The organism is Klebsiella sp. SWET4, from assembly GCF_024296565.1.
GTDB classification, from domain to species: domain Bacteria; phylum Pseudomonadota; class Gammaproteobacteria; order Enterobacterales; family Enterobacteriaceae; genus Klebsiella; species Klebsiella variicola.
In genome coordinates, this window is the sequence record NZ_JANCOB010000001.1 from 113,755 (window position 1) to 128,931 (window position 15,177).

Genomic DNA, 15,177 nt, shown 5'->3' on the forward strand with positions numbered 1-15,177 from the left:
GCCTTCATGGTTCTCTTCGAGAGTCCAGATTTACGCTATAGATAAAATCCCTTCATAGCTCTGAGTAACGAGGTCTACCATATCCATTTTTTCGGCCTGAGAGAGTATTCCGCCCGCCCACACCCCTGTCATTGCAATATCCACAGCGCCTAAAAAATCTGACGTGATATAGGAGTAGCCAGCATAAATCGACTTATTTGGAACAGGGATTGCGCGGGCGGTAACAGCGACCTGTTCAGTCGATAACAGCTCACTGTTCGTCATTTTATGAAGCTGAACCATAGAGTTATTCACATCGAGGAAAACCAGATGGAATTTACTGGTGTCCAGTGGAGTCGCGAGGGTGGCGGTTGCTGTCCCGCTTGACCGCCCCACAATCCCCCTGATTTGAGGAATCGCCGGTTCAAAAACAAACGTATCCCCCTGCGGTTGTACAGCAGAGCCGAGATAGTTACCCATGCCCAGCGCTCTGGTAGTGCTTTTAGGCCGGAGTAACACCATCATGGTTTTAACCGGGTTATCCGTGACTTTCAGATCATACCCCCCCGCACCCACACCACCCGTAAACCAGTACGTGTTGATGACAGGTGCCCCCACTATGGTTGGCTCTTCCCCAAAAATAGCCCCAAAGTTCTGGCTGCCAAATGTGGCAATGCTCGCGATAGACGGCTGCGGATAACTCGATCCGATAATGCAGTCATCATCCCAGACAGCATCAACATTAATAGATAATCCCTGATTAGACATAATTACCTCACAACGTGATTTCAAACATGACGCAATAGTTATCCATACGGATAACCTCGCTATTAAGGGTAAAACTGATAATGTCGCCCTGGCTGTCACGCAGACAACCGCGCGGCCCGGTCAGGCGGCCCGGTGACTGGCCGGTGGTACCGCCGTGAAAGGCATACTGAAGAATGGCCCCGGCAGGGATATCCGCTGCCGTTGAGACAGTCACCGCGTCATAACGGATATTGAGGCTGGTCAGCGGGATAATCGCACGTGTGTCAGGGTGCAGCAGCCGGAAACCATAATTACCCGGATCAGAAACAATGCTGGTATCAAAGCTCAGCCGACCCACCGGATTCAGCCACACCGTAGCGGCGCGGCCCTGGCGTTGATGACTAACCGGCATCAGAGGTTTTGCCGCTTTGCCGTCAATCAGCGCCCGCTTTTCCATCACTGAAATATACAGCCCCTGAATATAGGAGCTGCGGGCGGTGAGATGCGCGCCATCCGTGTAGTCGTGAATGTACATAGGGTTAGTGAGGTACACATTTTCGCGTGTTTGCGCCAGCTCCAGCAGCGCCATCGGAATGGTGGGATAGGCTGTGTTCGGCGTCCGGTTTATCCAGCTGCTGAACTGATAAACAAAAATCGGCACATGGACTTCTTCGCCGCACACAGCCGAGGCGTGGGCATCGATCCGCTGTTGCATAGTGTCGAAAATAGCCTGATAGTCTGCTTTGGTGGTGCCTTTCGTCTGATCTGCTTCCCCCTGCATCCAGTACATCGCCACAGGCCGGTAGGTTTTCCCGAGCTCCTGAGCGCGGGCGTAACCATAACTGATATCATCGAAAACTCGCTGCATGTACTTTCCGGGATACGCCGCCAGCACATCAATGGGCTGCCCACCCTCAGCGGGAACGGAACCCAGAATAATGAGATCGTCCGGGTTAAAACCGAAATTCTCCGCCATCATTAGCTCGTACCAGCCACGAATACTGGCCCCCATCGGGGTTTCCCATGCCTGGCCGTTATCGGTGTTTTTATACGTCTCGACGTAGGGGACCAACTGAGCATGGTTTTCTGCCGAAGTGCCGGAGCCATCCTGCGCCCGTACCCCACCGATAAAACGCAATGCGGTATACAGCGCAGCGATCGTAATCAGCGCCTGAGTATTTACGCCCGCAGCGAGCGATTGTCCGTAACCGATTTTATGGGCAATATCCGGCAGGCGTGAGTAAATGGACTGATTGAAATAGCGCAGGAATTCCGGGGAAATAATCGCTTTAACTTCCAGAGTTTCGGCTTTCAGCGATTTTACCTCTCCATGATTCGCTTCAATTTTCCCCGCAGCAAATGCCCCGTTTTTTTTGATACCCACAGCCGGACGATTTAACGTATCACGCCACGCCATAACGAAATCGCGGAATGTCGCAGTAGAAATGCTGGCGTTGGCTGGTAACCCTAAGATACTGGCAATCGTAAGATTGTTGATCTCAGCCTTCCCTGATTTCAGTACCCCTTTTTTATTAATGGCAAAACAAAGCCGTTTAAGTGTGTCATAAACTGAAACAGCGTTACCGTCAGCCACTACAGATAAAGCGGAATTCCCGATATTCAGACGTGACGACGAGATGATCGACGAAATAAATTCATCCGCTGAGAGCTTTTTTAATTCTGCTTTATTCGCCTTAATCCACCCGGCAAGCAACCGGCCCGCCTCATCCAGTCCTACCGAATAATTTTTCCGTTCATCCATAAAGGCAAGAGACATACCTGCTGGCGCATTCTGGCTGAACGTTGCTCTGATCAATTCAGTCATGATATTGACCAGCTCCTGAGATGGCATTTTCCGCCCGGTAGGTTGCAGCGTCCCGCCGTTATTCATGTACTCATCAGCCAGCGCCCAGATGTCCTGGCTGCGAACATAGGTCGTGGAGCCAACGGGGATATTCGCGATATCTGCCTGCGCTGCCGCCTCATTCATATACTGCTTGCTGAGTGGGATCAGGTTCTGCCTGACCTCATCATTTTTCGCCATCATCTGGCGCCAGGTATCAAGCGGTTCACCGCCGCGATCGTTAATCGTTCCGGCCGGACCGTTCACCAGTTCGTCAGCGCGCTTGACGTTATCCAGGAATATTTCAGGCGTCGTCGTTCCCAAAGGCGGGTTAAGTTCGGCCATGTTTTTTGCTCCAAAAAGAGGCTTCGCCCAAACGAGGGTTTGAGCGAAAGCGAGGAGCTTTTTACAATCAGCTATTTCAATGGGTTACAACATGCTGATTGGCTATGCACGGGTCTCTACAGGGGATCAAAACCTCGATTTGCAGAAAACAGCACTGTTTCGCGCGGAATGTGAACAGATATTTGAAGACACCGCGAGCGGGAAAAATGCCAGACGGCCGGGATTGAGGCGCGCCTTACGCAGGCTTAAGCCCGGCGACGTGCTGGTGGTCTGGAAACTGGACCGGCTAGGGCGCAGCGTGCGCGACTTAATCACTCTGGTCTCGGAACTGCAGGCCCGCGGGGTGAATTTCCGCAGCCTGACCGACAGTATCGATACCAGTACGCCAGCAGGCCGCTTTTTCTTCCACGTCATGAGCGCCCTGGCGGAAATGGAGCGCGAGCTGATCGTCGAGCGTACCCGCGCCGGGTTAGCCGCAGCGAGGGAGCAGGGGAGAGTAGGCGGACGCCGGCGGGTAATGACCACTGAGGTTGTGGAGCGATGCCGCAGGATGTTGGGTACGGGTGCAACCCGGCAGCAGGTAGCCGATGTGATAGGGGTGGGAGTGAAGACGATTTATAAATATTTTCCAGCCGGTTAAGTTTGCTCACCTGCGAACCGTATGCAAGAGATCGCAGGTGAGCAATTTGCTATGAAGGCATTGCCATAGCTGAAAAATTTTAACCTCGCATTGTTCGCAAAACCATCAAACAGCTAAGGCCTGAAAATTACCTTACTCGTTACATCAATGTGTTACGCCAATGACATAAATTGATAGCCAGAACCTATATTGATCTGTCGCTCTGTTAAAACTACTGTATATAAAAACAGTATTAATCTGAGCGAGTCAATTATGCAGTTTTACACGCCCGTTGAGTTACGTGAGATCATGCTGATCCCGTTGTACAGTGACCTTGTGCAATGTGGTTTTCCAAGCCCTGCACAGGATTACGTTGAGCAACGTATCGATCTGAACGAGTTGCTCGTTAACCACCCCAGTGCGACGTATTTTGTCAAAGCCGCCGGCGACAGCATGAAGGATGCCGGCATAGGGGAAGGTGATCTTCTTGTTGTGGATAGCTCAAGGACAGCAGTTCATGGCGATATCGTTATCGCTGCAGTGGATGGGGAATTCACCGTTAAGAAGCTGCAGCTGCATCCGCGGGTTCAGCTTAACCCAATGAACCCTGCATATTCGCCGATAGTCGTCGGTAGCGAGGATACTCTCGATGTGTTCGGGGTGGTTACGTACATCATTAAATCGGCTGGCTGAAATGTTTGCACTTTGCGATGTGAACTCATTTTACGCATCGTGCGAGACCGTATTTCGTCCTGACCTGAAGGGGCGGCCGGTGGTCGTCCTGTCAAACAACGACGGCTGCGTGATCGCCCGTTCGCAAGAGGCTAAGCCCTTCGTCAAAATGGGTGAGCCTTATTTCAAGCAAAAGGACATGTTTCGCCGGCACGGTATTATCGCGTTTAGCAGCAACTATGAGCTTTATGCCGATATGTCCAACCGAGTGATGACAACGCTGGAGGAACTCTCTCCACGCTGTGAAATTTACAGTATTGATGAGGCATTTTGCGATCTTACTGGTGTGCGTAACTGTCGCGATCTTACCGATTTTGGCAGGGAAATTCGCGAGACGGTTCTGCGCAGGACGCACCTCACGGTCGGCGTCGGCATAGCCCAGACTAAAACCCTGGCAAAGCTGGCCAATCTCGCGGCGAAACAGTGGCAGCGGCAGACCGGAGGAGTGGTGGATCTGTCTAATCAGGAAAGACAGAGGAAGTTGATGGCTTTGCTTCCGGTGGATGAGGTCTGGGGAGTCGGGCGCCGCATCAGTAAAAAACTGGAGGCAATGGGCATTAAAACAGTGCTTCAACTGGCTGATACCGATATCCGTTTTATCCGGAAGCATTTTAATGTGGTTCTGGAGCGAACCGTGCGGGAGCTGCGTGGCGAACCATGCCTCGGGCTGGAGGAGTTCGCACCGGTAAAGCAGGAAATCGTTTGCAGCCGTTCGTTCGGCGGTCGTATCACGGAATACCATGAGATGAGGCAGGCAATATGCAGCTATGCGTCGCGCGCAGCGGAGAAACTCCGTGGCGAGCATCAGTATTGTCGGTTCATCTCAGCGTTCCTTAAAACCAGCCCCTTTGCGCTTAACGAGCTGTATTACGGGAACAGTGCATCAGTAAAGCTTCTTACACCGACCCATGATAGCCGGGACATCATCACCGCGGCGACAAAATGTCTCGATGCAATCTGGCGAGACGGGCATCGTTACCAGAAAGCAGGCGTGATGCTTGGGGATTTCTACAGCCAGGGCGTGGCCCAGCTCAACCTGTTTGATGACAACGCTCCCCGGAAGGGGAGTGAGAAACTGATGGAAGTTCTCGATCATCTCAACGCGAAAGACGGAAGGGGAACTCTGTATTTTGCAGGACAGGGGATCCAGACTGCCTGGCAGATGAAGCGAGAAATGCTTTCGCCTCGCTATACTACGAGGTTCTGTGACCTGCTCAAAGTCAGGTGAATCGGCCTTAACATTAAGAGGTGGTGTTGCCACTACAGTCCGCTTAAGTGAACTGCGGACATTGTAACAGCATGTTGTATGAATCAACGGAGTGCAGGTCAAAACTACTAATGTGACAAAGATTAGCGATGATCTGTTTGACAACTGAATAAAAAATCGTTAGTTGCTATTTTATATCAGTTGAATCAATGTGCTACAATCTTTATTTAATGGTGTTATTTCTCTGATTGCTGATTTTTTAGATATTTTAATTTTTATATTAACTGAGTAAACTAACTATGATTATGAATGAATCTGGTTTCTTTTGGTTGTCTAATCTTTCTGAGGGTGAACTTGCTGTTCCGGGGCAATTGACGATTGATGATAAAGGATTTATTGAACTTGAACTTCATCAAAGCTTTGCAGGCAGACTTGGAGCTGAAGCAATATTTGGTGCCGTTGGAATTGATAAGGGAATTTATATTTTAGGTATTTTGAAAAAATCAGGGAAATACATTATTTTAAAAAGCATCAGAACCAATGGGGCACAAGTTGGACATATTTCATATGAGAAATTCGTGGCTGAGATTTGCCTAATTTCTAATGAGGAAATAAAAACGGAGAAATTCAAGTCAATTAGAATACCTCTAAGCAACTTGAATGATTGGTCTCACCCAGGAACATTCGAATATTTAAATAACACAGAATTAACCTCAGCAATAAATATTAAATTGAATGAGGATAACTCCTGGCCCATGAATGGGGGGACTCTTAAACTTGTAAATCATCTAGAAGGGAAAATACCCAATCGTCAAACGGCTAAGCTCGACGTTAGCATTACATCATATTTTATCTATGAACTAAACCAAAGTACTGAAATTGATGACCTCTTAGATAAGTATCATGGACTCCAGGACTTATTAATGATTCTAATCAACGACCAAGCATCGGTTGGTTGGCCATTGTTATACTGGGGAGATAATGAAGTACTCCATACAGTAGAGTGTTATTTCAGAAGAGATCACCTAACGGAGAACGCATTTAAATGGATCGACGTAACAGTTCCGTTCCCTAGAATTAGGGACAAATTCGGATCAATGGTTACTACGTGGTATGAAAAAAGGAAAACTCTTGGTCCAGGCATAAATCTCTATTTGAGCATCCTTAGAAACAAAAGCACTTATGCAGAGAATGTTTTTGTCAACATGGTTTGGGGACTAGAGGCATTAGACAGAAGAAATGATTTAAATTCTAATGTAATGGTTAAGTCAAAACTTGAAGAGAAAATACAACGAATATCTGATGTAATTAAAGAAAACAAAATACTCACATCAGATGATCGTAGATGGCTAATGAATGCATTATCGAGAAATAATGAACGCTCACTTGCTGAAAGGCTTTATGACACGTTCCTTCATCTTAATCTAGATATTGAACCAACATTACTGAGAGCGTTTTGTGATTCCTGTGCACATCTCAGAAATGATTTATCACATCATGGAGGAGAAAGAACCCCTGGTGAATATGATAAGTTTATAGCGAAACTTATTCCGCATATGCGCGCACTTTCCACTTTATATTTACTTGTTATGCTGGATATACTTCAAATAGAAAATGAAGAGTTAAAGAAAATCCTTTATTACTACCCTGGATGTTATAAGCATAGAAATGCTTTAAGTTCTGTTGGTTTGATTCAGGGCATTTCCTCACGTCCGAAACTTGATATGCAGTAATATTGAAAGGGTGGCACCTCGCCACTCTTTCATGTCGAATCAATGACATCCGTTAAATCGCATCAGATATTCGTCAACTGTGGACGAGGTGCGATAACTCAGCAGGTCTCCTATATGGTATAGTTTTCGTATTAATTATAATTTATACAGCAAAGTGAGCTTGACGCAGAGTATAAATGGGGGAGAATAACAACGACCAGATCCATCGATTATCTGTCCGAACTATTGGAAATGCTCACCTGAGGTTAAATATTTATGCAAACGTTCGTTTTTAAATTATCGCTTAAATCGAACGTAATGCTAGCTTTGTGTATCTAAATGTAAGAGTTAGTTTTTTCTTGATTATTATTTAAAACTAATTAAGAGGGTAGGAAGTAAATATGGCTTTATCAAATGGTGGAATGAAATTTGAAACGACGATGCCTGACAAGTACCGATCTGCTCACAAACTTTGTTTTTTAATGCATGATATTATGCTACAGGCATTGAAATCTGGAGAATCTTCAGGGGTTTTTATGACATCTCTAAAAATCTCTAGTGAAGATGAGGAGTCACTTAAGTTAGCCAAAAATATTTTTGATTGGTTGGATGTAAAGGAACGCTCTAAAGATAAAATTAAAATAATTAGGGCGACAGTTCTTAAGGCCGTTTTGTCTGATGCACTACACTGTATATATGAAGCTCTAAAATGCTCAGAGAAAGGAAAATTAAACATTACTTACATGTTAATAAGAAAACCAATTCAAGAAACTCTATATTTGATTGAATCTCTGTTTATGGATGATGCTGAATTTTCGAAATCTTTATCAGAAAGTCCTTTAACTCTTCGTCCTAAGAATGCAGGGGGAATCGATAATCATATAGGTCGAGTTTCTAATGTGTTGAAATTATTAGGGGATGACCCTAGGTTTAATGCTGGATATATAGCAAGGCTGAGATATGACAAAAATTCTGAAGATAATTTTGATGGAATATGTAATCTCGCTATGCATCTTTTTACCGAGCACAAAGCTATCAGAACTGAAAAACTTAATGTAAATTTTATATTTTCAGATTGGAATGGTAAAATTTCACAGTGGTCATATTTATATAGCAGGCTACCATACATTCTTTATTATTTCTACACCATTGTCGAGAGCATCCTTTCAAAAATCGCTAAGACCCCTGATAGATATATTTTTGATATGCAAAGACGGATTATGTCTTCAGTATGTCTGTGGTGGGATGATGTAAGTGAAGATTATCAGAATGATGAGTTGTTGGAATTTTATGCTTTATCAAAAATATGGCTTGATCGTCATTGCATAGAAAATGGATTCAAAGAACCAAATAATAAAGATCTAATACGGATGGCGAATAATGGTGCGTTTCCTAATGAAAGTGAAGAGTCAGTGAAGCAAAGATACCATGACTTTACTTCTCTGCATGAGGAGACTCTCCCTAAAATTTAAAACAAACATTGGTAAATCAGTTGGTTAGATGAAGCGCTTTGATATTGGGGAAATGTCATTATTTAGATTTATTATTATATTTATCATTGGGATAAATAACAGTTAGTCATGTACGTGCTGCGCCATATGCAGTGGTTCGAAGGCGCAGACCTGATCATTAAAGTCACCGAAGGCGCCATCGCCGCTAATGTCGTTACCTATGGCTTGGAACATCTGATGTAAGGTGCTAAACTGTTGAGATATATCGAGTTTGTCGAGGCGAGTACCGCGGACATGTAATAACTCATGTTATTGTCCCCCTATTTCCTTTATGGAAGTTGGGGGGAATTCCGCACCGAAAAGTCTCTTCTGCAAAACCTTTATGCAAGGATGGTTAAAAAGCAACCAGCTCTTTTACCCGTACTTAGAGATTTGAAATTTCAGGGAAAATATAATTAGCACTTTTTGTGTAAGTAATGATGAAGGTGTTGATGTGGATAACTTTTAGTTATTAACAACATTGCTAACAATTTCAGGTGTGTGGACGCCAGGACCGTTAGCAACATGCTTTTTCAAAAAAAGTCAATAACTAATCGCTGAAAGGTCACATCCATGACAACATTTTTGCACTAGAAAACTGAACTTTACTCGCGTAGAATTTATAGGGCCGTAGTAATGTACGTAAAATGAATGATTCGGCGTATGATTTTTTTCTCATTTGGGTGACTACATGATCGCAGCGGTACCGAAATCTCTTGAGTTTGGAAACAAACTCGTTGATATCCTTTCCTCTAGGCAAACGCTGGGGGAGATGGAGCTACAGCGCTGGGTCCGTGACATTAAACAACTTAAAGATTATGCGAATGAATCCTATTTGTTAGCTATGGCCTATGCTGCTGGTGGCAAAAAGGAAAAGGCAATCCTATACTTTGATAGATCTTTGTCTAACGATGAAGACGGTGTAAGCGCAACTAATTACATCACTTTTATAGCGTCAGAAGGCAATGTTGAAGACTATCTTAAAGTATCGACTAAACTTGCCGAAATGTATGTATCCAGAGAATTATATGGCTATGCATACTACATGCATCTTCATTGTGGAAAGTTTAATGAAGCAATTGATTATGCAAAAAAATTCATCAAAGTTAGCCCGAATGGAGAGGATGAGTCTATGCAACAGCAAGTAGATTACCTCGAAAGAAGCCTCAAAGATTTTAAAGAGTTGGCAAGCATTTCTGATGCCAAATTTGAACTCATTGCTGGCTCTATGGCTAAAGTTATGCGCAAGCACAAAGCTACGTCAGCGCTTCATTTGTTTCATACTGTTCGTGAAGAATCAGTAAATGCATATGTAATTACGATTTCGGAAATTGATTTAGATGAAATCGGACAGATGAATTATGAATTGGCTTTTGAAATGGCTGAACACGATGAATTACTTGGTATGCATGTGAGTGCTTGGTTTGAAATGGAACTTGGCGCTGAAGCGGAAGAAGAGTCTGTGCTAAATTATATGGATAAAAAATAATGTCCGTTACTAGTCAAGATTTCATAAGTTTTGCTACCATGTGCATTCAGCGTAATGACGAAATTGGATACCGCAATGCTATTGGTAGAGCATATTATGGCGCTTATCACCATACTATTGCCAAATTAGTCAATGGTCCTAAGCAAAGCCATGCAGACCTTATTACATATTTACAAGGCGAAGCGTGGCAGGTGCCTTTAGAGGCGTTCGACAAGAAAAAAATGATCGCTCTCAGCCATGTTTTGTTTGCAATGAAGTCTCAAAGAACACTAAGTGACTATAAGTTAAATTTAAATATTGATAAAGCCAAAGCAGACTTGGCTATGACTAATGCAGCTAACGCATTAAAAATAGTAGACTCTTTATAGTCATATTCAATATGAAGGTGCCATCTAGGCGCTTTCTATTAAACGTATTAACTCAAACCTGATTTGACAGTTACCGGATATTTTTACAGCTATCTGTCAGATTACATCTGGCTTAAATTTTCTGAACCCAGATACGCTTCCCATCAAGTAACGTTTCCATTGGTGACCGGCCACAGCACATTTTCTTTGATGAGTTCGCTCATTATTATAGTGAGCCAGCCATTAATCAAGCTCCGATTGTAATGTATCGAGTTGGTCATACAGTTTTTTGCGGAACAGTACCAGATAAAATTCCTGTAATATCGTCCTGTGGAACCGCTCGCAGATGCCGTTTGTCTGTGGTGAAATCGCTTTCGTTTTCGTGTGGTCGATGTCATTTATCGCCAGATAAAGCTGGCAATCATGTTGTTCCATTTTACCGTAGTATTCTGTACCTCTGTCTGTATTCTCAGCCTTGGCAGACCCTGAGATGCATAAAACGGCAGAACACGATATTCAGTCAATCAGCTGAGGTAATTGGCGCTTTGGCGACCTAAAGCTTCCAGTAAGCCACTTTCTCTTCCAGCGTTTTCTGACATTTTGAAGTTCACAAGGTTGTAGCGTAACATCAATTAAGCTTTTCTAAAATTTATTCCCCAAAACGAAGAATTGCATTAGCTAAATCAATGGGTTGAAAAAAGTCCATCAGAGTAAATACTATCCTATAAATAACAATAATGAACTGTAAAAACATACGCTTATATGAACTTTGAGTAAATACTGCTGCGCCATATGCAGTGGTTCGAAGCCGCAGACCTGATCGTCAAAGGCATGGAAGGCGCTATCGCCGCCAAGACCGTGACCTATGACTTTGAACGTCTGATGGAAGGCGCTAAACTGCTGAAATGTTCAGAGTTTGGCGACGCGATTATCGCGAACATGTAATCTGGCCCCCAGATTATGTCAGAACGGGAACCTGGTGGTTCCCGTTTTTATTATTAGTTTTCGAACGGTTATCAAAATTTTATCAAAACAAGTTATCAAAACCCCTCCCGAAAAACCTCATAAGGCCACCGTTGTCCACCCCTTCCCACGATCATCATGGTACCTATCCGTTTGTTGTTGAGTTTTATGTCCAAGTAAATCTTTCGTGTTTATACCTTGGGCTTTATATAACCGCTCGGAAAGCGATCTTTGTTCATGGAAAGTTGCCGGTGTACCTTGTCCCCAGTCAATATCTGCACTGTCTCTTGCCTTGCTGAAATTCATGGTCAGTGTTCTGGGTTTCACCTGTGCTCCTCGCTCAGCCTGTGAGGTGGTTCTAAAGAAATGAACCAAATAAGGGCTTACTGCATAATCCCGGCAACGACTGATTACATCTCGGAGGCTCCAGTTGATTGCGTTGCAACGCAGAGCTAATGGTATAGCGATTTTGCTTCCGGTTTTCTCTTGCTCAACGTGTAGATGATCGTCCCAGATGTCCGAGAATTTCATACGGGATATATCACCTAGTCGCTGTCCTGTTACTATGGCTAAAAGCATGGCGTTCCCCATGTATTTGTGATTTTCATCGGCTATATCAAAAATCTTTTGCCATTCCTCAAGAGTGAGGCGCTGGCGAGTGATCTTTCTACGAGGTTGTTTAGTTGCTAGTGCAGGGTTATAACCAGGAGGTACTTCTCCCGCATGCTGAGCTTCTTTAAAAACATCTATTAGGACAGAGCGAATGACCTGAGCCATTCTGGGTTGTCCCTCCGCTAAATATTCATCAAGAATTTGCGCAACATCTCGAACATTGACAGCGGATATTAATTTCATTCCTACCCGTTCCTTAAGCAGAGATACTGGTTTTGCTTTTTGTTTGATAGTGTTTTCTTTAATATCTCCGGACTTCAATCTTTCCTGCTGAATCTTCCAGTAACGTTCAAGCCAGGTGTTAGTTGATATTGATTTTCCTGAGCTGGTGGAAATTCTGTCAGTGATTGCCATTATCTGGCGGGTTTGTTGTTCCGCCAGTCTTTTATTTGCTTCAATAGCTATTGCCGTGGCCTCTGCTTCGTCTGTTCCTAGACTATGAAACTTACCAGTTATCGGGTGCTTATAACGCCAGTATACTTTATTAACCTTTCTGCTGAAGAGCGGGTATAAATTTGGAATAGATATATTATTTTTACGTGGTCTGGCAGCCATCGTTCAAAATCCTCTGCAAAAGAACAGGGTCGCTTTTCTTTACTACAGGAGTGGTCAATGTACCGACCAACTCAGCATCCTCCCTGACGCGCCAGAATCGACCTTCTTTTTTGGCTGGGGGAGAAAACATATTCTGTTTAGCATAATTCCTGAGAGTGGAAACACTTGGAGGATTGCTTCTGTATTTCTCGTTTGCCCACTCTTCAAGGGTTAACATCTGGAGCATATGTTTTACCTCATCATGGCCCATTGCTGGGCCAGTATCTGAAAATACAAAATCAGTTTTGCATCAATTTTTGCAGCACCTGATTGCCGGCAATTATTCGCTGCCAGATCGCTGATACATAGCGGGCCTGATGAATAGCATCAGCGAGGGCATTGTGACGAGACCCTTCAAACGGGATCGTTGTTTTGGGGTCGAAGCTAATGGCTTGGCCGAGCTCTACTATTGTTCGTACGTCCCGATCGTTCCAGTATTCCCACGGATAATCTTCAGCAATGCAATCGTAAGAAGAACGCAGAATAGAGTTGTCGAATGACGCACCGTTACCCCATACCTGCGCCTTTTTGCTCCCACCAGCGACATTATCAGAAACAAATTCTCTGAACTGGAGTAATGCATCCTGCAACGGGATAGCATCATCATTTACGATCGCAGAGCGTGCTTCGGAGGACTGCTTAAGCCACCAGATAACAGTAGATGGATCGATTACGGCGCCCCAGTTCACGGAGGATTCAAGGCATACGACTTTATAGAAACTTTCTCCAATAGAGCCGGTTGCCGGGTCAAAAACAACCGCACCAATAGCGACGATAGGGGCGTTATGTTTTTTACCCATGGTTTCCAGATCAACCATAACGTGAACATAATCAATTGGCTGATCTTCCTCCTTATTATGATGACCGGATTCAATATCTACAGAATCCGTTTGATGAACAACTTCATCTGTTTTTTCTTTTTGGTTAACCTTGCCCGTAACGTCAACAAGACCTTCAATGGAAAATACTCCGTCCCCAATTTTTGAAACTTCAGGCTGCCTGGTCTTGGTAAGGTCTTCGGTTACCCACTTCGGATCCGTAGGGTCGCTAACCCCTTCAACATATTCGCCGCGCTCGGCGGCCAGAACCTGATTAGCGTCCGGACGTTGCTTTTGAGCCTCTTTTACCAGTTCGGCACCAACTGCTTTAATGTCGGAGGAGAGTGTTTCCAGTTTTGCGCTGCTATCCTCTCCGGCGATTACTTGGTTTGTTGCATCCAGAGTGACTGCAGCAGATGGAATATGTCCCGCCTTGGTAAGCGTCTCAGCGCTCGGGGTATCATGCTTATATTCAGTCAGATTCGCGTTGATGTAGCCACGCAACCGATCTGGAAAAGGAGTTATTCCACTGGATGCTTCCCTGATCAGTGCAAAAATCGCTGCACGGGAATAATCAAGGATGCCTGGTGTGCTCCGTAATGCTGCAGACCATTCTTTAAATGGACTTTCTTTCTTCTGTACTATTTCCTTCGCGCGGCGGTGGACTGATGCCGGAAAATTATAGATGTCAAAATCCATAGGCATCGTTGCAAGAGCGATCTCTATATCCAGAGTATCCAGCGAATGCTGATAATCCGGATTGCGGTCAGTTTTGTTACCGCCGCCAGCATTGGCGCCGGCATCGGTTTTGTTTATTGAGGTGATATAGTTTCCAGCAGCCCATTCCTTTGTAAGGATCCCGCGGTCAATGTGCGACGTTTCAAGCCACAATTTGGCGAACTGAATTTGCTTGCCGAGCTCATGGCGTTTCCCCACAGGAAATACGCTCTTAAATGCACTGGTAAATTTCCACAGGCCAGGCATATCATATTTTTTAAGCTCCGGAATATTTTCTGCCGTCAGCAGTAGATTCTGCACACCGTGATTATCCGTATCCATTTCCATCGCTGAAAGGCGGTTACGATGAGGAATGCTAATGTGATACACGTGACGCTCGTCGGCCATATACTGGGCAAGCAGCTGCGTGCGGAATGACATTTCCGCCAGGTTGAAGAGTGCTTCTTCATTGTTCGAATAGTCCTCTTCATCGCTATTTGCAGGAGAGATATCGTTTTCTGGTTTACTGGAGGGCTGTGGTTCAGCAGCCGCTGGCGCAACGATTTTTTGCCATGTCAGCCCGTCTTCACCACCAAGCTCGTAGCGATCGCACCAGGTGTCATCCAGTACACCTTCTTCCGGTAAGTCATCAACGATGAGCCAGTTGGTGCGGATCGGCAGCTGATGGCTGGCGCCGCGGCCAACGTTAATTTCAGCGTCTTCCAGGATGTCCAGGATTTTGCGCTCGGCGCGAGAATCGGATTTAGCAGAGAACCAGCAGAAGAGACTTTTCGCTTCGTTTGCTTTTGCCTTCGCTTTAATGAGATACGGGTAGTTGTTCATTGCGTTTGGGCTCCTTTGGATTGTAAGATACCCGGCAGCTGATGGCAGCCGCCCTGGTGG

At 44.9% G+C, this 15,177-nt stretch carries 12 protein-coding genes and 3 pseudogenes; 9 read left to right on the forward strand and 6 right to left on the reverse strand.

Going from position 1 to position 15,177, the window contains the following annotated elements:
- Nucleotides 1-30: 30 nt before the first annotated feature.
- Together NKJ21_RS00645 and NKJ21_RS00650 are read right to left on the reverse strand one after the other, a co-directional pair.
- Entirely contained in the window at nt 31-747 is a 717-nt protein-coding gene (locus NKJ21_RS00645; RefSeq protein WP_042346226.1) for a hypothetical protein, read from the reverse strand.
- A 7-nt stretch (nt 748-754) separates the two neighbouring features.
- Entirely contained in the window at nt 755-2,914 is a 2,160-nt protein-coding gene (locus NKJ21_RS00650) for a hypothetical protein (RefSeq protein ID WP_254732619.1), read from the reverse strand.
- 91 nt (nt 2,915-3,005) lie between these two features.
- Between NKJ21_RS00650 and NKJ21_RS00655 the strand changes: the two genes are divergently transcribed.
- From NKJ21_RS00655 to NKJ21_RS00690, 8 genes and pseudogenes are all read left to right on the forward strand, one after another.
- Complete coding sequence (locus NKJ21_RS00655; RefSeq protein ID WP_110212489.1) at nt 3,006-3,554, forward strand: recombinase family protein; 549 nt, start codon at nt 3,006-3,008, stop codon at nt 3,552-3,554.
- A 252-nt stretch (nt 3,555-3,806) separates the two neighbouring features.
- Nucleotides 3,807-4,226, forward strand: coding sequence for a translesion error-prone DNA polymerase V autoproteolytic subunit (locus NKJ21_RS00660; RefSeq protein WP_002901812.1), 420 nt, complete (start codon nt 3,807-3,809; stop codon nt 4,224-4,226).
- 1 nt (nt 4,227) lies between these two features.
- Nucleotides 4,228-5,493 carry a Y-family DNA polymerase gene (locus tag NKJ21_RS00665; protein WP_254732621.1) on the forward strand — a complete coding sequence of 422 codons (1,266 nt, stop codon included), beginning with the start codon at nt 4,228-4,230 and terminating at the stop codon, nt 5,491-5,493.
- Nucleotides 5,494-5,771: 278 nt separating this feature from the next.
- Nucleotides 5,772-7,205: a HEPN domain-containing protein gene (locus NKJ21_RS00670; RefSeq protein WP_171879838.1), complete on the forward strand. Its 1,434-nt coding sequence runs from the start codon at nt 5,772-5,774 to the stop codon at nt 7,203-7,205.
- A 380-nt stretch (nt 7,206-7,585) separates the two neighbouring features.
- Complete coding sequence (locus NKJ21_RS00675; RefSeq protein WP_142712472.1) at nt 7,586-8,656, forward strand: hypothetical protein; 1,071 nt, start codon at nt 7,586-7,588, stop codon at nt 8,654-8,656.
- 114 nt (nt 8,657-8,770) lie between these two features.
- Nucleotides 8,771-8,878 (forward strand): annotated as a pseudogene (locus NKJ21_RS00680) (hypothetical protein); the annotation flags it as partial.
- A gap of 487 nt (nt 8,879-9,365) precedes the next feature.
- Nucleotides 9,366-10,163 (forward strand): hypothetical protein, encoded by a 798-nt coding sequence (locus NKJ21_RS00685; protein ID WP_254732623.1) that lies wholly within the window; start codon nt 9,366-9,368, stop codon nt 10,161-10,163.
- Nucleotides 10,163-10,531: a hypothetical protein gene (locus NKJ21_RS00690; protein WP_064367499.1), complete on the forward strand. Its 369-nt coding sequence runs from the start codon at nt 10,163-10,165 to the stop codon at nt 10,529-10,531. The genes NKJ21_RS00685 and NKJ21_RS00690 overlap by 1 nt, the downstream gene beginning before the upstream one ends.
- A 112-nt stretch (nt 10,532-10,643) precedes the next feature.
- Here the strand turns inward: NKJ21_RS00690 and NKJ21_RS00695 are convergent.
- Nucleotides 10,644-11,057 (reverse strand): annotated as a pseudogene (locus tag NKJ21_RS00695) (integrase core domain-containing protein); the annotation flags it as partial.
- Nucleotides 11,058-11,287: 230 nt separating this feature from the next.
- On the opposite strand from NKJ21_RS00695, the pseudogene NKJ21_RS00700 reads away from it, so the two are divergent.
- Nucleotides 11,288-11,455: pseudogene (locus NKJ21_RS00700) on the forward strand (NADP-dependent isocitrate dehydrogenase); the annotation flags it as partial.
- Nucleotides 11,456-11,572: 117 nt separating this feature from the next.
- Here NKJ21_RS00700 and NKJ21_RS00705 read toward each other — a convergent pair.
- From NKJ21_RS00705 to NKJ21_RS00715, 3 genes are read right to left on the reverse strand one after another with little or no spacing between them, the layout of a single operon-like run.
- A complete protein-coding gene (locus tag NKJ21_RS00705) occupies nt 11,573-12,700 on the reverse strand; it encodes a site-specific integrase (protein WP_014228877.1) in 1,128 nt (375 codons plus the stop codon).
- The gene (locus tag NKJ21_RS00710; protein ID WP_012542206.1) at nt 12,681-12,926 is read right to left on the reverse strand and encodes an excisionase; all 246 of its coding nucleotides are present in this window, start codon (nt 12,924-12,926) and stop codon (nt 12,681-12,683) included. The genes NKJ21_RS00705 and NKJ21_RS00710 overlap by 20 nt, the downstream gene beginning before the upstream one ends.
- A gap of 52 nt (nt 12,927-12,978) precedes the next feature.
- Nucleotides 12,979-15,117: an exonuclease gene (locus tag NKJ21_RS00715; protein WP_254732625.1), complete on the reverse strand. Its 2,139-nt coding sequence runs from the start codon at nt 15,115-15,117 to the stop codon at nt 12,979-12,981.
- Nucleotides 15,118-15,177 lie beyond the last annotated feature (60 nt).